Below are 14528 nucleotides of genomic sequence, written 5' to 3' on the forward strand. Positions count from 1 at the left end.
TTCAGAATAAGGCTTGATTTTTTATTAGTAGGCTTTCTTTAAAAATAGACATAAAAATTGCCCGGCATCTCTGCCGAGCATAAAAAAGCACCGTCTGATAAAAATAGGACAGTGATGAATTTTGATTTGTGTGGCTAAATAACGGAAGATACCGCTGCCGTAATTAATCGACTCCAGTCGCTTAGTCTGAAGCCTATAATACCGCTCAATAAAATAAATTCTATTACGAAAATCACGGCATATATAATTGCAGAACTCAAAATCACTTTATTACTTTTCCATACATATTTTTTTGAGATTTTTCTCTTGATGACGGATAATAAAATGCTGCTTATTTCTTTAAACGCCATGAACGGTGCAAGTATATCTTCTTTCAAATTTCTAAAAATCACAAAACACAGATTCCCTATTGAAAATGTTGTATGTCTTAACGCAAATTCAATAAACAATCCAAGTATAAAAGCCAGAACATATACTCCAACACTGCTAAGAAACAAGGTAAAATACTGGTTTCTATCTGCGTTAAAAGCAAAAATAGCTACAGCCAACATAATCCCCGTCCATAAGCCAACATAGGACAGAAATCCGATCAAGTATAGCAAAAACTTCATTGCGGAAGAATCTCCACTTCGAATATTATCCCAGGAAATACTATTTTTAAATCCGCATTCGGTACACTTCCATGTGTACTTATGATCGTCAAAATGCTTCTGATTATTCAGTAGAGCCCCGCAATGATCGCAGTACCAATCAATTCCTGGAAATCTAGGTTTTCGTGCCATCTTATTATTTCCTTCCGCATATATTCGTCTAATGGTTACTGCTTGTTATTTTACATCACAACTAATGAATGTTCATCTATTTTAGGTATATTTCGTTAAGGCCAAAGGATCAAAATGCGTCAAAATCTTCCTGCCTTGCGATCTGCGAATATCCCTTGTACTCATCATTGCTGCTCTCTGCGTACATGTCGTTCACCATCCCGATCGTGAGTAAGTCAAGGTCTCGAATGGAGATTCCAAGCTGTACGCAGCGGAGCAGAAATAGAGGCGTTGTCATCGGGCGGTCTGTTGCGTGAAGTTTTTTTTAGATTCCACGTCAGTCTGAACATTCAGGCCCCACAGCTCGATGATCTTTGGAAGCACCTGGTAGATGGAGAAGGTGCTGAATTCATCAAGCCACTCCTCCGGGCTGTCCGGAATGGAAGGATCCGCATGTTTTGCCATGATGTAGGCGATGTTCTCAAACATCTCAAGAGAGAACATATCGAGATGAGAGGAACCTTCATCACCGTTTCCGACAGCCTTTCCAAGTGCATCGAGATCCTTATAGATATCTCGGTGGAACTTGATGCGATAAATACGCGGAATGGCGGCAGATGCCTTGAAGGGCACCTGCTTTCCGTCAATCTCAATCTTCTGAATCATACTCATAATCCAATCACTCCTTTACTGCCTTCGCAGGCTTCGATGCAGACTGCGTTGCGACATCGCTCTCTGCCGCAGGCACATATACCGCCTTGTACCAGTTTGCATAGGTTGTGGCATCCGTGGTGTTTCCGGTCTTTGCTTTCACCATACCATTAGCAAGTGGCACCGCCTTCAGAGACAGCTTCTCCGTCTGTACTTCCTTGGAATCCTCGTTCGTCTTTCCTTCGATACCCGGACGGGAAGCAGAGCAGTTATACAGCACATGACGGATGTGCTTCTGGTCTCCATCAAACTCAAAAAGAAGCGCGAAGGCTGCAAGCTCCACCTCCGAGTTCTCGATCAGCACTCCCTTGGAATCTAATGTTTCCTTCAGTACGTCCGTGCGGAAGGACTCCGGAATCAATGCAAGCTCCAGATCTCCGTCATAGCCACAGTTATTATTGATCACGTAATACACACCGCCATCCGCGTAAAAATTCTCAGGCTCACCGTTTGCATCCAGTGAGATCGATACGGAGCCCGGCATCGGTACCGGTGTTCCGAAGGTAGGTGTTCCATCTTCGCCAATGGTAAGGAGCGCATAGTGCGTATTCTTCAGGTTGAATTTCACCTTATTTGCTTTGTCAGCCATCGTTAATTTACCTCCATTTCAAATGAATACAGGACTTCATAGAGTTTCTCCGATTCGATCCATACTTCAGATTTTTCATAAAAAATGCCATGCTCATCAAGCACAGCTTCCACTTTCTGTTCTGCCGACAAGTCCTTACAGTCGGTATACAGTTCGATATGAATCTCATTGATCTTGTAGTAGACCTTCCCGTCCGCAGCAAAGTTGTCGCTGTTCGCGGAAAGATAACAAATAAACGGCGGATCTGGGCTTTCTCCCTCTGCAAAGTGGTCATAGGCAAAGGGAATGCCGATCTCATCCAGTATCTTTACGATTTGTTCCATTGCTCATCCTCCCAGTGCCTTCTCCACTTCCTTCTCGAGTTCCTCGATGCCCTTCTCCTCCGCAGGTGCTATGTGTGGTCTTGCCGCCACTCTCCCGCCTCCGCGTTTTGCATGGCCGTGTTCCAGAAGATGTGCGATCTGGTATCGGTTTCTGGAATGAACGACTACATCAAGAGAATTCGATGTTTCCTTTACAGTCTTGACCGCCCAGCTCTTTTGGTACTTTCCGGTATCCTTCGGAGCCGTTTTTGAAATCTCGTACTTTACCGTCTTTCCTGCCTTCTTCACTGATTTTTTAAGCTCATCAGTTGTAAGATCCGCATACTCCGTAAGTCCCTCCATGATAGCCGAAGTCATCTCATCAATCGATACCCGATCACTCATGAGCGCCTCACTTTCTGGCATTTGAGCTTCACCAGTTTCTTCTTAAAGTTCATGTGATCAATGCCGAGGATGTTGTAAAGCTCTCCGGAAAAGGCCACGCGGTAATTCTCCGGTGTGATCGAAGCTGTATTCCTGCACCAGCGAATCGTAAAATCCACCTTCGTGTTATCCACGACTATACCTGCCTGTGTCGCTTCGCTCGGTGATTCATTGCTGACCGTTGCGTAGCAGGAATACCAGTCGGTCCATGCTGTTTTGTGGTTTCCAATGGCATCCACGGTAACCCCATTTTTCTGTATGGTGATCCTCGTATTTAACAGCGCAATGTTCATCAGAACTTCACCTCCCGGACGCCAAACAAAAGGTCGCGGAGCGAAAGCATCAATTCCTTATGATTCGTTTCTTCTCGATGCTCATATAAATAAGCCACCGCATACAGGTTTGCCACTTTCATGACATAACCTGTAACGGGCTTATTGGATGAGATCCTGCCTACGTCCCGGACGAGGGACTCCGCTGCAGGAATCAAGTCTTTGATGAAAGCATCGTCATCGGAACTATCCACCCTTAAATACTGTTTCACCTCGTCCACGCTAAGCATTTACCTTCTCCTCTCAGGCCTTTGCTGCCTTCGCCGCACCGATCTTCAGGATCTGCACAGCCTCCGGAAGGATGAGCTTGCCGTCTACACGCTCCTTCGCAACATAGCCGATCATGCCATTTCCAGCAAAGAGCTCATTGAGCTGCTTAAAGGAACGGGTACCACGGTCACCGATGTTGTAGTACTTGTAGTCACCAAAAGCGATCGCATTGCTTGGTGCGTACTGGGAGGTATACACGTCATAGCCAAGGAACTTGTCCGGCTCTCCTGCGGTAAGTGCAGGCTGCCACATATAGGTACCGTTGTTATCCTTCAGAGTACGGAGCTGTGCGATCAGCTGATCGTTGATGATGAAGGACGCATTCTTACGGTACGGACGCTTCAGGGCATACACAAGACCGATTGCTGCGTCCGTGGTAAGCGCCGTTACAGTATTTGCCACAGTGCCGCCACCCTTGTCAGCAAAAAGTCCAAGAGGCTGGCCGACACCGGTACCATTCAGGAAAGCATCCTCCTCGGCATTTGCGAGTGCCTTACCGAACTGATCGATGATGTAATTTTCAAGGCCGAACGCATTATCGTAGAGAAGCTCCTCGGTTACCTTGATGGCCACATGGAGCTTGTGGGCGTCCAGAAGGATCTGACCGAAAGTGGCATCCCCAAAAGTGAGTGCCGCGCCCTCTTCGATCCAAGCAGCCGCAGGCTTTGTCGCTGCGATGTTGATCTTATGCTCACCGCTCGTTATGATGCGGGTCGAGAGCTTACGCATGATGTTCTCTTCCTCCAGTGTCTGGATGAGACGAGAATCATACTCCTCCGGCACGAGATAGCCGCCATCGGCATCTACACCTTCCTGCAGAACGTTAGAGATCTGCTTAAAGTTTGTGCGGAGCGCCATCAGCATACCTGCCTTGTACTCATCCGATGCGCGTCCAGTCTTCTCTTTGCTATTCACTGTCATCGGCTTTGTCACAATCGGCGTATTCACCGGCTTATTGAGCTCGTTCTCAATCTTTTCCATCTGCTCCATGCGCTCGATCTCTGCGCTATAGTCCTTGATCTTCTTTTCCATCTCGTCATAGGCTGCAGCATCCTCCTTGGAAAGCAGGCCGTCCTTATCGCGCTTGCTCTCTACAAATGCCTTTGCACCCTGCCATGCCTTATTGCGGGCTTCACGAAGCTCATTGATCGTCATAATAATTACCTCCAATTTTTAATTAAATCGAGCCGTTCCATTAAGGAATCAGCCGTAGTCATGTCTTTCTTTTCAATCCTGCACTTGGCAGAAATCTTATCCATCAGGTGATTGGTGACCGCTGTGCGGGAGTATACGTTGTGGACCGTAGGCACTTCGATATCTTCTGTTTCACCGGAGCGCTTCATGATCTCGTCGGCAAAGCCCATCTCCACCGCGCTGTTTGCGTCCATCCAGGTCTCCGCATCCATAAGCCTAGAGAGCTTTGCCCGGCTCATGCCGGTCTTGATCTCATAAGCATTGATGATGGATTCCTTCACTTCATCGAGCATGGAGATCGCCTTCTGCATTTCCGTGGTATCTCCAAACGCCACTGTTGCCGGGTTATGGATCATAAGCATCGATACCGGCGATACCAGCACCTTGGTGCCTGCCATCGCAATAACAGAAGCGGCACTTGCGGCAATGCCATCGATCTTGACAGTCACATTCCCCTTATAATCCATCAGCATGTTGTAGATCTGGGCGGCTGCTACGCAGTCACCTCCAGGGCTGTTGATCCAGACCGTAATGTCACCATCACCGCTGTTCAGCTCATCCTTAAAAAGCTGTGGCGTTACGTCATCGTCAAACCAGCTTTCCTCTGCGATGGTGCCGTTCAGGAAGAGTGTCCTCTCCAGAGACGTTTCTTTCGTCTCCTGATTCGTCACTGTTCGACTCTTCCAGTTCCAAAACTTCTTCATCGGAATTCTTCTCCTTTCCGCTGGCTGCAAAAATGCCTGCGTCCGCCAGCTTTGTCATGTTGCCGTTAATAAGATAAAGGTCCCCGCCTTCCTCGGCTGGAATGCGGTTCAGGTTCTCAAGCTCACGGATGTCATTTGCAGACATCCAACCATTCTGTCTTGCTGTGGCATAGCCGTTCATGCGGCTTTGATAATCCCCTCGAAGAAGGCCATCCACGTTGAACTTGATGAAGTACTTTGACTTATCGCTCGATGAGATCAATGCCCTTGTCATGGACTGCTCCCATCTGACAAGCCACGGTTCCAAAGTGTACTTCACGAATTCAAGTGACTGCTGTTCAATGTTACTGAATGTGCTCCGCTCAAGGTCGCCAATCATATGGGGCGGTACTCGAAAGATGCGGGCAATCTCATCGATCTGAAATTTTCGTGTCTCTAAGAATTGAGCTTCACTTGGATTGATGGAGATCGGCGTATATTTCATGCCTTCCTCCAGAACCGCAATCTTATGGGCATTGCCGCTTCCGCCGAATGTTTCATTCCAACTGTCGCGTACCTTCGACGGGTCTTTCAGAGTTCCGGGATGCTCCAAGACACCACTGGGCGCAGCACCGTTCGCATAGAACTTGGAGCCATACTCTTCTGCAGCAATCGCAAGACCAATGGCGTTCTTTGCCATCGCGATCGGGGAGTATCCAACCAGGCCGTCAAATCCAAGGCCTGGAACATGGAGAACATCGGAAGGCTTGAGCCGTACCGTTCCACCCTTAGTGGTCCTTGCTTCATCGGTTGATGTCTGGTACACGTAGTAGAGCTGCCCCTTCTCATCGCGGTCAACTGTCATGCGGTTTGGCATGAGCGGATACAGCGCCACCACTTCTCCTTTTCCGTTTCGGATGATCTGTGCGTAAGCATTTCCCCAGAGGAGCAAATGCGTCATGAGCGTTTCCCGGAACGCAAACGAAGTCATTTCAGGATTTGGCTCATCATGCAGAACGAAATACAGCGGCTGGTCGATGGCCTTCTCTTTACTGCCTTTATCCGTGTAGCGATATAGATGAAGCGGAAGGCCAGCCACGGCTTCTGAAAGAACACGTACACAGGCATAAACCGCCGTCATCTGCATCGCAGAGCGCTCATTTACGTTTTTCCCAGAGGTACTTCCTCCAAGAAAGAAACGGTAAGCACTGCCTGCTGTACTGTCCTTCGGAGCATCTCTGCCCCGGAAAAGTCCGTTAAAGATTCCCATACAAACCTCCTATTCCCTGATTGATGCCTTCACAAAGCACGATCAGACCAATTAAAATCAGCATTTATTTTTCCTCAAAAAACAAGCAATCCTCTTGTGTCGTACACGCTTTCGCCTGTATCGTTGCCACATCGGATTGCTCTATCCAGCGCCATGATCGTTGCCACAGCACCATCAATCTTTTCTGTTGATTTTTCCTTATCCGCCTTAATGTTTCCGGCTGGATCCGTACGGATGTAGATGTTATCCATCATCCATCGGAGAACTGGATGTCCTCCATGCGCGATGCGCTTCTCAAGTACCAGCTTCATAAGCTCCTTGGTTGGCGGAGACATGTCCTTGAAGCCCTGTCCAAACGGAACTACGGTAAAACCCATTACTTCAAGATTTTGAACCATTTGGACCGCGCCCCACCGATCGAATGCTATCTCGCGAATGTTAAATTTTTCACCAAGTCGCTGGATGAACTTCTCGATGTAGCCGTAATGAATGACATTTCCTTCTGTGGTCTCGAGACGTCCCTGCTTCTCCCACACCTCGTAAGGAACATGATCCCTTCGGACGCGAAGATCCAAGGTATCCTCCGGTACCCAGAAATACGGGAGCACAATATATTTATCCTCTTCATCAAGTGGAGGGAAAACCAGAACGAAAGCTGTGATATCGGTTGTACTCGATAGGTCAAGACCGCCATAGCAAACGCGTCCTTCCAGCTCATCCTCATCAATTGGAAAGGCACAGGCATCCCACTTCTCCATCGGCATCCAGCGTACGGCCTGCTTTACCCATTGATTAAGACGAAGCTGCCGGAAGGAATTCTCCTCCCCAGGATTCTGCTTTGCTGAGTTGCAGGCGGCTTCAACCTTATCTATGCCAACCGTAATATCGAGACTCGGATTTGCCTTTCGCCATACGGCTGGATCGGTCCAATCGTCGGATTCATCGGCTCCATAGATCACGGGGTAAAAGGTCGGATCGATCTTTCTCCCATCTAAGATGTCCTTCGCTTTCTGGTGGGTCTCGTAACAGATGCTGTTCGTGTCCGTTCCGGCAGTCGTGATCAAAAAATACAGTGGCTGCATTCTCGCATCACCGGATCCCTTCGTCATAACATCAAAGAGCTTACGATTAGGCTGCGTATGCAGCTCATCAAACACCACCCCATGAATGTTAAAGCCATGCTTACTGTAAGCTTCTGCAGAAAGCACCTGGTAGAAGGAATTGGTCGGCTCATAGATGATCCGCTTCTGGGATGCCAGAATCTTCACACGCTTATTCAGCGCCGGACACATCCGCACCATATCCGCGGCCACATCAAAGACGATCGTAGCCTGCTGACGATCTGCAGCACATCCATAAACCTCCGCTCGTTCCTCTCCATCGCCGCAGCAAAGAAGAAGTGCTACGGCTGCTGCAAGTTCCGACTTTCCCTGCTTCTTTGGAATTTCTACATAGGCCGTATTGAACTGCCGATAGCCGTTTGGCTTCAGAACTCCAAATAGGTCTCGAATGATCCGCTCCTGCCAGTCGATGAGTTCAAATTTCTTCCCTGCCCAGGTTCCTTTGGTATGGCACAAGCTCTCAATAAACATGACTGCAAAATCTGCAGCATCTTTATCGTAGTGGCTGTTCTCTGCCATAAATCTGGTCGGCGTATAATTCTTTAGTTTTCTCAAGTTCTCACCTCCAGGCATAAAAATAAGCCGCCACCAATCGGTGCGACCTTCAAATCTATCGTATAACGAGGAACACACCCTTTCGGATGGTCCTTCGGGGAATGTTCTTAGTTGTATTCCTTCATCAGAATCGCAAGGGCTGTTTCGGTTTCCTCATCGACCGGTTCAATATCCAGGCCTCTGTCGTAGTTGTAAGCAATCTCGCCGTTTCTCTTCAGCATGAGTTTTGAAATCCTACCGCCGTCAATGCCGTAGTCCTCGCTTGGCTCTTCGTAGTGCTTCACCAAGTAATGGAAAATGCTGTCCCCAACCTTAATACTTCCTTCTGCCCACATAATCCTGCCCTCCTTAGTTCAGCTTGAAAAGGTATCCGTGTGCCTTTTCATACTCGTCGCTCATGAAGGCTTTCTGCTGGCTGTTGATCTCGATGAGTCCTGCCAAGGTGCATCCGGCTTTCTGGAAAAGCCATGCGGTTTCAACTGCGCCGCTCCAGGTGGAGGAGAAGGTGAAGGCTTCTATGCCGTATTCCTTCATGCAGGCTACAAGGTCCTCGACTGCGTCATCGCGGATGGTGTCGTTCAGGTCGATGTACTCGTTGCCGCAGTCCTTGGCGGTTTCATAAGCGTTCCAGATGCGCTGCTCTGTGTTGCTTAAGCCATCAAGCTTTGCGGTTGCCTGCTTGTAAAGGGCTCTTGCTGCATCCTGCTCAGCCGTGTTAGCTGCTGCGGTGTAAGCCTTTTTTGCTTCCTGGATTCCTCTGTAAGCTTCTTCAAAAATGTTCATCATGGTGTGTGCCTCCTTGTTTTCTTTTGGTAGTACATATATCACTCTGAAAGCACATAATAGCAAGCAGATTACCTACAATATATGTACCAAAGATTCAGTGCTATGTAGGGGAGAAAACTGTGTATGTTACAGCTTCTTCACTCGGTCCACACCGTAGATTACATTAAGTCCGGAGCCATTATCCCAATCCACCAGGAGGCTGCCGGTATCATCCACACCGGTTACCGTTCCCTGGGTGCCAATGGGCGGTGCCTGAGCATCATCCATTTCAACAAGCTCCACTCTGGTTCCGATGGGATAGCGGAGGCGCAGGCGTTCAACCTGCGCTCTGTTAGCGAATAACATGGCCTTCACCTCCTGCGTAGGAGCTGTTGCCGCAAAGGTATCTGCAGAGGATCCTGCGACTTTGCTTGTATTCGTCTCCGATGAAGCCGAGACGAAGAAGGAAGCAACGGAAGGCGTATTTTTCATTTTCTACCAGTTTTTCTTTTGCTGTGATGCGCTTTTGTTCCTTGCTCATCTTGCAAAGGGCAGCCAGGAAAGAGGTGTACGCGGTAATGGCGTCAAAGTCTGGCATGGTAGGCCACCAAGGGAAGCTAACCTGATCGTTATGTTCTTCGATTGGAAAAGCTTCAACTCCCAGCGCCTTCTTAATGAGAGTTGCTTTGCTTTCCAGTAGTTTTTGCAAATTTTCCAGGTTGACCTTATCTGCAGGGAAGGAAACCACTAAGCCTGTGCTTGATGCGGAAGCAACAATGTCGGCTTCTGTTGCATCTGTGTTTGCTTCAGGGGAAGCGAACTCTGTCGGTGCGCTAGCCTTTGCGCTAAAACCTGCGACACCAGCCTTTTCGATGATTGCTTTGATGATGTCGTTCTCAGTTCGCTCATCGTAGGTTACGGTGCCATCCTTGCTGATGGTGATATCCGCTACCTCGTAAGCGGCGCTTGGCATTCCTTTATACACTAGCTTCTGTCCAATTACCTCGGAAATAATTGTTGCAAGCTCTTTTCTCTTGCTTCCTGTTACATTAAATCTAATCTCCATAGTGGAATCCTCCTTTGTTTTGGTAGTACATATATCACTCTGAAGACGATAAATAGCAAGGAAACTGTGCAATCTTCGCTGGAGAATACTGTGCCACTTAAGCTTTAGAATTTTGTGAGTAGTACACAATCATTCTCTGGAAGAATCCATCTCCGCGATGGCATCTTCATAGGCCATTTCTTTCCCATCCCGGAGAAGAACAATACCATCAGTGCTGTCGTTATGCGCAGCCATGTAACGCTTCACGGCAACATCTACGAACTTCGGCTCCAGCTCTACCCCGTAGCAGATGCGGTCCATCTGATCGCACGCCATAAGCGTAGAAGCGGAGCCAAGGAAGCCATCGAGCACGAGTCCATTTGCCTGAGTGCACTGCTTGATGAGATAGGCAATTAGAGGAATCGGCTTACTGGATGGATGGCCGAAGCCTTCTTTCTCAGAATCCTTGATGCTATCAAACTCAAATACCGAGGTCTGCTTCTGGTCGCCATACCAAATGTGCTTTCCGTCCTTTCGCCATCCAAAGATGATCGGCTCCATATTGAATTTCCAGTCCGTTCGCATGAATGGTGCTCTCGGCTTTTTCCAAATCAGTCCTGCACCAACTTTGAAGCCTGCATCCTCGAAAGCGTCATAGAAAACACGTGTCTTCATGGTGGCATAAAACTCGTAGATCGAGGCATCCTTCGCCATGGCCTCTTTGAAGTTCGTGAAACATTTCAGAAGAAACTCATAGGCTTCTTTATCGTTCAAATCATCGTTCTTGATGGTACCTGACTTGTTCTTCAATGCTACAAAATAGGGAGCATCGGTGCAGACGAGATTCACCTTTCGATCTCCGAGGAGCTTCTGATAGGTTTCAGGTACCGTGGAATCGCCACAGATCACCGTGTGCCTTCCAAGCTTCCAGATGTCACCCGTCTTCGAGAAGCAAGGCTTCTCAAGCTCTGCATCGACATCAAATTCATCCTCCTGGCCCTCGCTATCTGAATCAAAAAGACTGGCCAGCTCTTTCTCATCGAATCCTGTCAGTCCCAAATCAAAATCTTCTGCCTGCAGCGCTTCGATCTCTACTTTCAGAAGTTCCTCATCCCATCCAGCATCCAGTGCCATTCGGTTGTCCGCAATGATGTATGCTTTCTTCTGGGCTTCCGTCAGATAGTCCACGAATACACACGGAACTTCCTTGATACCCTCCTCCTTTGCAGCCATGATTCTTCCATGTCCAGCGATCACGTTATAATCGCGGTCGATGATGACCGGATTGATAAAGCCGAACTCTCGGAGGGAGGAACGGAGCTTATTGATCTGCTCCGCATTATGGGTACGGGCATTGTTCACGTAAGGGATCAGCTTGTTAATGTCTACAAGCTGCATCTCCGTTGTTGTCTTGCTCATCAAGTTCACCTCCATCAAAAAAGACCCCACTCGGCAAACTTCTCAAACCCGCCGAGGGAGTCAATATATTGTCTTGCTTCTTCTACAATCTCGGAAAACAGCAAGCCGTCCACCATTTCATCACCAATAGCACACGAAAGCTCTACTGGAATGCCAGTCCTCTGCGCTTTTAGAAATGCATGAATGTTTACAGATACATCCGCTTTCGAGAGGTCCTTGCCATGCAGCCCTCCGCCGGTAACGGACTCAGCCATGTCAGAACCAAGCTTCCGGTTGGTAGCTCCGGTATCTACATCTGTGCCGCCGGTCCAATCACCGAGCGGATTCACAGTTGCTTCAGGATATGTGTTTTTCAAATCTGTAGTATTTGCATTGCTCTGACAGATGATTAATTTCTCACCATCCAGAATGTACTTTCCATCGGATGCGTACTTTGCATAAATTTCACGTGCAATCTGCGAGAGCTTCTGCTCCTCTTTTGTCAAAGGGACACCTCTAAAGATGCCATTATCGCCACAGCGGAAACCAGCGGCTTGGTTCTTAGCCAGATGCGCATCCTGAGGCTTGATGTCGGAAATGACAGCCATCGATCCCGCAATACGATGTACAATTCTTTTGATTTGCTCCGCAAAAATGTCTGCGCTTGTTTCTACAATCACATAACAAACACCATGTCCAATCATCACTTCCACAGCAATTTTCGGATCTTTTTCTGCTTTATATGCCAGATCAACAATGGCCCCCGCAATGCGGTCGGCCACCTTATCTGGATGGCTCGGATTTACTTTTTCTATCATCTATTATTTCTCCTTGTTCGAAGCAAAAGCTCCATCGTATCATTTGGGTTATCTTCAAAAATTTCTGTACAGTTCTGCTTCACAATGTCATAAATCTCATACCAGAGAAGGTTTGCTGTTTTCTGGTACTGCTGGCTCATCTGCACGAATGGGGAAGTAACCACTCCGCCAGTCGTCGGATGCTTTCCGAGAAGGCCGTAGGTACTGGTCGCATCCTCGCACTGAATATATCTAGCAAAGGCCTGTGCGTAGGCTTCGATGAGTCGTTTGTTCACGAGCTTCTCGCAGTTCCTTGCTTTGAGCCACAACCAGGTCTCCTTATAGATTTCATCCGCGCCAAGTGGCACCCCATTCTTCTGCCTTGCAGACAAATAGTCACTGGGCTTTGGCATATCCATGCCTTCCATTGCTGCGCCTTCTGGAAGATCAACTGCCTCCAGTTCTGTAGGGCTGAGCGTCGGAATATCATTTTTCATAATCTGGACCTGCTGCCCCTTTTGTATTTTTTCTGCGACAGGTGCCGGTTTATCTCCGGCACGGACTCGTCTGCCGCCACGATTTGTGCCGTCTCTCGCCATATTTTTCTATCCTTTCTGACTCAGGGGGTTAATCCCCCGTTTGAACTCAAATTTTTGTGCGCGTTAGGGGGCGCCGTTTTCCGGAGCCTTGCCCTGTAGAGATTCAGACCGCCCCTACCCCACCATGATTTTATCTGTCTCCGATCTCATGATGAATCTTGTTATGACAAGACTTACAAAGACTCATCAGATTACTTGGATCATGCGTTCCTCCTTGTGAAATCGGAACCTTATGGTGAACCTCCTCGACAGGAACGAGGATGCCGTTTGCAAAGCATCTCTCACAGAATGGATGCGTCTTTACATAGTTATCGCGGATGCGTTTCCACGCTCTTCCATACTTTTTATGCACTGCCGGATCACGACTGTACTTCTCATAGTTTTTCTCCATCAGTTTCCGGTGCACCTCGCAGTACCTTTCATCTGACAAATTCGGGCATCCTGGATACGCGCATGGCTGTTTGGGCTTTCTTGGCATTTTGCTCACCTCCATCGCCGATTGTGTACAGTGTTTACACCATTACAATTCTTCACACTTTCTTCTTGCATAGCAAAAGCCCCCACAGGATTGCTCCCATGAAGGCTTGCTCTTATCTATTCTCTTTTCGCATTATAATAGTACCATATGACAAGTGTGCCATGATGTGCCAAACTGTGCCAAAGTGTGCCAACTTTTAGTTTGGGACCACAAAATTCTGTAAAGCGGATCCGTGGATGCGATGCACCGACCGAATGGATATGTTCATCATATGGGATATTTCCTCCCAACTGCAATCATCCAAATAGCGGTAACGGAGCAACAGCTGTTCATCACGATTTTCCAGCTTATCAATCGCAGAGTTAATTTCTTCCTTGAGTTCCACCAGGTACGCCACCTTATCCTCTACGCTTTGCTGAATTTCATCAATTTTTTCCAGGCAACGGACAAACGGCGCATCTGTTGGACGATTCGGGTTGTGGTGCTCTTCATATCCACTACTTGAGACGCTAATCGATAAATCTCTCCAATAGTCAATCTCACGCAATCTGCAATGAATAAGCGCATCTAGGTGTCTTGCCTGGTTTAAATATTCCTTTGCTGTCATACACCTACCTCCTCGCAAAGAGAATGAATCAGCATCTCGCCGTCCACACTCGTCAGTGCTGAATACCACTGAGAGCGGAAGAAACGTTCAATTTCCGTTCTATCATGCTGTGCATTCTTATTTTTGGGATTCATCTTCAAACACTTCAGTGCTGTTCGATAATCCCTTACCGCTTGCAGGATAATCGCATTTGCCAGATTTTCATAAACTGTAATACTGCTCATGTTCGATACCTCCGATTATTAAAATTGGCATCGTCGCGTTGAAGCAGTGTATCTTCGTATCAGTGCAGAGAGCCGTTTACCACAGCTCGCACCTCATCAACCGAGCGAACCACCAAGGCAGTACCGCCGGATGCGAGGATTTTACGGATGGTGGCTTCCTGAAGCTTCGTAGGCTTTCCAACATCCGTCTTAACTTCAAATCCGTAAAAATGACCATTGATGCAAGCAATGATATCTGGAACACCTGCCGTTCCGTACATCCCGCCATGCTCTTTCCAGCAGAAACATCCGGGCACGTTTTTCAGATACTTCATGATTGCTCTTACAATGTCTGACTCTTTCATCTGTTCCAAAAACCTCCGTATTTTCAACACTTGGAACAC

At 47.8% G+C, this 14528-nt stretch carries 22 protein-coding genes; all 22 read right to left on the minus strand.

The window, feature by feature from the left end; all coding sequences use genetic code 11:
* Positions 1 to 134: 134 nt before the first annotated feature.
* The 22 genes from ACTQ52_RS00530 to ACTQ52_RS00635 all read right to left on the minus strand — a co-directional run bounded on the left by ACTQ52_RS00530 (position 135) and on the right by ACTQ52_RS00635 (position 14489).
* Complete coding sequence (locus tag ACTQ52_RS00530) at positions 135 to 782, minus strand: hypothetical protein (RefSeq protein WP_441981467.1); 648 nt, start codon at positions 780 to 782, stop codon at positions 135 to 137.
* 273 nt (positions 783 to 1055) lie between these two features.
* The gene (locus ACTQ52_RS00535) at positions 1056 to 1433 is read right to left on the minus strand and encodes a hypothetical protein (protein WP_187565944.1); all 378 of its coding nucleotides are present in this window, start codon (positions 1431 to 1433) and stop codon (positions 1056 to 1058) included.
* 7 nt (positions 1434 to 1440) lie between these two features.
* Positions 1441 to 2061, minus strand: coding sequence for a major tail protein (locus ACTQ52_RS00540; protein ID WP_187565943.1), 621 nt, complete (start codon positions 2059 to 2061; stop codon positions 1441 to 1443).
* A gap of 2 nt (positions 2062 to 2063) precedes the next feature.
* Positions 2064 to 2384: a hypothetical protein gene (locus tag ACTQ52_RS00545; protein ID WP_441981468.1), complete on the minus strand. Its 321-nt coding sequence runs from the start codon at positions 2382 to 2384 to the stop codon at positions 2064 to 2066.
* A 3-nt stretch (positions 2385 to 2387) separates the two neighbouring features.
* Positions 2388 to 2768, minus strand: a complete 381-nt coding sequence (locus ACTQ52_RS00550) for an HK97 gp10 family phage protein (RefSeq protein WP_441981469.1) — start codon at positions 2766 to 2768, stop codon at positions 2388 to 2390.
* On the minus strand, positions 2765 to 3100 hold the full coding sequence (locus ACTQ52_RS00555) for a phage head closure protein (RefSeq protein ID WP_441981470.1): 336 nt from the start codon (positions 3098 to 3100) through the stop codon (positions 2765 to 2767). The genes ACTQ52_RS00550 and ACTQ52_RS00555 overlap by 4 nt, the downstream gene beginning before the upstream one ends.
* Positions 3100 to 3369 carry a head-tail connector protein gene (locus tag ACTQ52_RS00560; RefSeq protein ID WP_441981471.1) on the minus strand — a complete coding sequence of 90 codons (270 nt, stop codon included), beginning with the start codon at positions 3367 to 3369 and terminating at the stop codon, positions 3100 to 3102. Before ACTQ52_RS00560 ends, ACTQ52_RS00555 begins: the two co-directional genes overlap by 1 nt.
* A gap of 13 nt (positions 3370 to 3382) precedes the next feature.
* Positions 3383 to 4564, minus strand: coding sequence for a phage major capsid protein (locus ACTQ52_RS00565; protein ID WP_441981472.1), 1182 nt, complete (start codon positions 4562 to 4564; stop codon positions 3383 to 3385).
* A 5-nt stretch (positions 4565 to 4569) separates the two neighbouring features.
* Positions 4570 to 5307: a head maturation protease, ClpP-related gene (locus ACTQ52_RS00570; RefSeq protein WP_441981473.1), complete on the minus strand. Its 738-nt coding sequence runs from the start codon at positions 5305 to 5307 to the stop codon at positions 4570 to 4572.
* Positions 5192 to 6556 (minus strand): phage portal protein, encoded by a 1365-nt coding sequence (locus tag ACTQ52_RS00575; RefSeq protein ID WP_441981474.1) that lies wholly within the window; start codon positions 6554 to 6556, stop codon positions 5192 to 5194. The genes ACTQ52_RS00570 and ACTQ52_RS00575 overlap by 116 nt, the downstream gene beginning before the upstream one ends.
* Positions 6557 to 6630: 74 nt before the next feature.
* Entirely contained in the window at positions 6631 to 8196 is a 1566-nt protein-coding gene (locus ACTQ52_RS00580) for a terminase large subunit (RefSeq protein ID WP_441981475.1), read from the minus strand.
* 143 nt (positions 8197 to 8339) lie between these two features.
* Positions 8340 to 8567: a DUF7678 domain-containing protein gene (locus tag ACTQ52_RS00585; protein WP_441981476.1), complete on the minus strand. Its 228-nt coding sequence runs from the start codon at positions 8565 to 8567 to the stop codon at positions 8340 to 8342.
* A gap of 13 nt (positions 8568 to 8580) precedes the next feature.
* Entirely contained in the window at positions 8581 to 9018 is a 438-nt protein-coding gene (locus ACTQ52_RS00590; protein ID WP_441981477.1) for a DUF7698 family protein, read from the minus strand.
* 126 nt (positions 9019 to 9144) lie between these two features.
* Entirely contained in the window at positions 9145 to 9363 is a 219-nt protein-coding gene (locus ACTQ52_RS00595; RefSeq protein ID WP_441981478.1) for a DUF4314 domain-containing protein, read from the minus strand.
* On the minus strand, positions 9350 to 10063 hold the full coding sequence (locus ACTQ52_RS00600) for a virulence protein (protein ID WP_441981479.1): 714 nt from the start codon (positions 10061 to 10063) through the stop codon (positions 9350 to 9352). Before ACTQ52_RS00600 ends, ACTQ52_RS00595 begins: the two co-directional genes overlap by 14 nt.
* A gap of 129 nt (positions 10064 to 10192) precedes the next feature.
* On the minus strand, positions 10193 to 11461 hold the full coding sequence (locus ACTQ52_RS00605; protein WP_441981480.1) for a site-specific DNA-methyltransferase: 1269 nt from the start codon (positions 11459 to 11461) through the stop codon (positions 10193 to 10195).
* 14 nt (positions 11462 to 11475) lie between these two features.
* A complete protein-coding gene (locus ACTQ52_RS00610) occupies positions 11476 to 12258 on the minus strand; it encodes an S-adenosylmethionine synthetase N-terminal domain-containing protein (protein WP_441981481.1) in 783 nt (260 codons plus the stop codon).
* A complete protein-coding gene (locus ACTQ52_RS00615; protein WP_441981482.1) occupies positions 12255 to 12836 on the minus strand; it encodes a P27 family phage terminase small subunit in 582 nt (193 codons plus the stop codon). Before ACTQ52_RS00615 ends, ACTQ52_RS00610 begins: the two co-directional genes overlap by 4 nt.
* Before the next feature lie 130 nt (positions 12837 to 12966).
* On the minus strand, positions 12967 to 13314 hold the full coding sequence (locus ACTQ52_RS00620) for an HNH endonuclease (RefSeq protein WP_441981483.1): 348 nt from the start codon (positions 13312 to 13314) through the stop codon (positions 12967 to 12969).
* A 196-nt stretch (positions 13315 to 13510) separates the two neighbouring features.
* Positions 13511 to 13921 (minus strand): DUF1492 domain-containing protein, encoded by a 411-nt coding sequence (locus tag ACTQ52_RS00625; protein WP_187565927.1) that lies wholly within the window; start codon positions 13919 to 13921, stop codon positions 13511 to 13513.
* Entirely contained in the window at positions 13918 to 14145 is a 228-nt protein-coding gene (locus ACTQ52_RS00630) for a hypothetical protein (RefSeq protein ID WP_187565926.1), read from the minus strand. The genes ACTQ52_RS00625 and ACTQ52_RS00630 overlap by 4 nt, the downstream gene beginning before the upstream one ends.
* Positions 14146 to 14204: 59 nt before the next feature.
* A complete protein-coding gene (locus ACTQ52_RS00635; RefSeq protein WP_187565925.1) occupies positions 14205 to 14489 on the minus strand; it encodes a VRR-NUC domain-containing protein in 285 nt (94 codons plus the stop codon).
* Between the last annotated feature and the right edge of the window lie 39 nt (positions 14490 to 14528).

Source organism: Oribacterium sp. Sow4_G1_1 (genome assembly GCF_052116105.1).
GTDB lineage: Bacteria > Bacillota > Clostridia > Lachnospirales > Lachnospiraceae > Oribacterium.

What these genes read in the sequence shown, in the direction of transcription:
- ACTQ52_RS00530 (WP_441981467.1), bottom strand. Translation starts at nt 782, where the DNA reads ATGGCACGAAAACCTAGATTTCCAGGAATTGATTGGTACTGCGATCAT.
- ACTQ52_RS00535 (WP_187565944.1), bottom strand. Translation starts at nt 1,433, where the DNA reads ATGAGTATGATTCAGAAGATTGAGATTGACGGAAAGCAGGTGCCCTTC.
- ACTQ52_RS00540 (WP_187565943.1), bottom strand. Translation starts at nt 2,061, where the DNA reads ATGGCTGACAAAGCAAATAAGGTGAAATTCAACCTGAAGAATACGCAC.
- ACTQ52_RS00545 (WP_441981468.1), bottom strand. Translation starts at nt 2,384, where the DNA reads ATGGAACAAATCGTAAAGATACTGGATGAGATCGGCATTCCCTTTGCC.
- ACTQ52_RS00550 (WP_441981469.1), bottom strand. Translation starts at nt 2,768, where the DNA reads ATGAGTGATCGGGTATCGATTGATGAGATGACTTCGGCTATCATGGAG.
- ACTQ52_RS00555 (WP_441981470.1), bottom strand. Translation starts at nt 3,100, where the DNA reads ATGAACATTGCGCTGTTAAATACGAGGATCACCATACAGAAAAATGGG.
- ACTQ52_RS00560 (WP_441981471.1), bottom strand. Translation starts at nt 3,369, where the DNA reads ATGCTTAGCGTGGACGAGGTGAAACAGTATTTAAGGGTGGATAGTTCC.
- ACTQ52_RS00565 (WP_441981472.1), bottom strand. Translation starts at nt 4,564, where the DNA reads ATGACGATCAATGAGCTTCGTGAAGCCCGCAATAAGGCATGGCAGGGT.
- ACTQ52_RS00570 (WP_441981473.1), bottom strand. Translation starts at nt 5,307, where the DNA reads ATGAAGAAGTTTTGGAACTGGAAGAGTCGAACAGTGACGAATCAGGAG.
- ACTQ52_RS00575 (WP_441981474.1), bottom strand. Translation starts at nt 6,556, where the DNA reads ATGGGAATCTTTAACGGACTTTTCCGGGGCAGAGATGCTCCGAAGGAC.
- ACTQ52_RS00580 (WP_441981475.1), bottom strand. Translation starts at nt 8,196, where the DNA reads ATGGCAGAGAACAGCCACTACGATAAAGATGCTGCAGATTTTGCAGTC.
- ACTQ52_RS00585 (WP_441981476.1), bottom strand. Translation starts at nt 8,567, where the DNA reads ATGTGGGCAGAAGGAAGTATTAAGGTTGGGGACAGCATTTTCCATTAC.
- ACTQ52_RS00590 (WP_441981477.1), bottom strand. Translation starts at nt 9,018, where the DNA reads ATGATGAACATTTTTGAAGAAGCTTACAGAGGAATCCAGGAAGCAAAA.
- ACTQ52_RS00595 (WP_441981478.1), bottom strand. Translation starts at nt 9,363, where the DNA reads ATGTTATTCGCTAACAGAGCGCAGGTTGAACGCCTGCGCCTCCGCTAT.
- ACTQ52_RS00600 (WP_441981479.1), bottom strand. Translation starts at nt 10,063, where the DNA reads ATGGAGATTAGATTTAATGTAACAGGAAGCAAGAGAAAAGAGCTTGCA.
- ACTQ52_RS00605 (WP_441981480.1), bottom strand. Translation starts at nt 11,461, where the DNA reads ATGAGCAAGACAACAACGGAGATGCAGCTTGTAGACATTAACAAGCTG.
- ACTQ52_RS00610 (WP_441981481.1), bottom strand. Translation starts at nt 12,258, where the DNA reads ATGATAGAAAAAGTAAATCCGAGCCATCCAGATAAGGTGGCCGACCGC.
- ACTQ52_RS00615 (WP_441981482.1), bottom strand. Translation starts at nt 12,836, where the DNA reads ATGGCGAGAGACGGCACAAATCGTGGCGGCAGACGAGTCCGTGCCGGA.
- ACTQ52_RS00620 (WP_441981483.1), bottom strand. Translation starts at nt 13,314, where the DNA reads ATGCCAAGAAAGCCCAAACAGCCATGCGCGTATCCAGGATGCCCGAAT.
- ACTQ52_RS00625 (WP_187565927.1), bottom strand. Translation starts at nt 13,921, where the DNA reads ATGACAGCAAAGGAATATTTAAACCAGGCAAGACACCTAGATGCGCTT.
- ACTQ52_RS00630 (WP_187565926.1), bottom strand. Translation starts at nt 14,145, where the DNA reads ATGAGCAGTATTACAGTTTATGAAAATCTGGCAAATGCGATTATCCTG.
- ACTQ52_RS00635 (WP_187565925.1), bottom strand. Translation starts at nt 14,489, where the DNA reads ATGAAAGAGTCAGACATTGTAAGAGCAATCATGAAGTATCTGAAAAAC.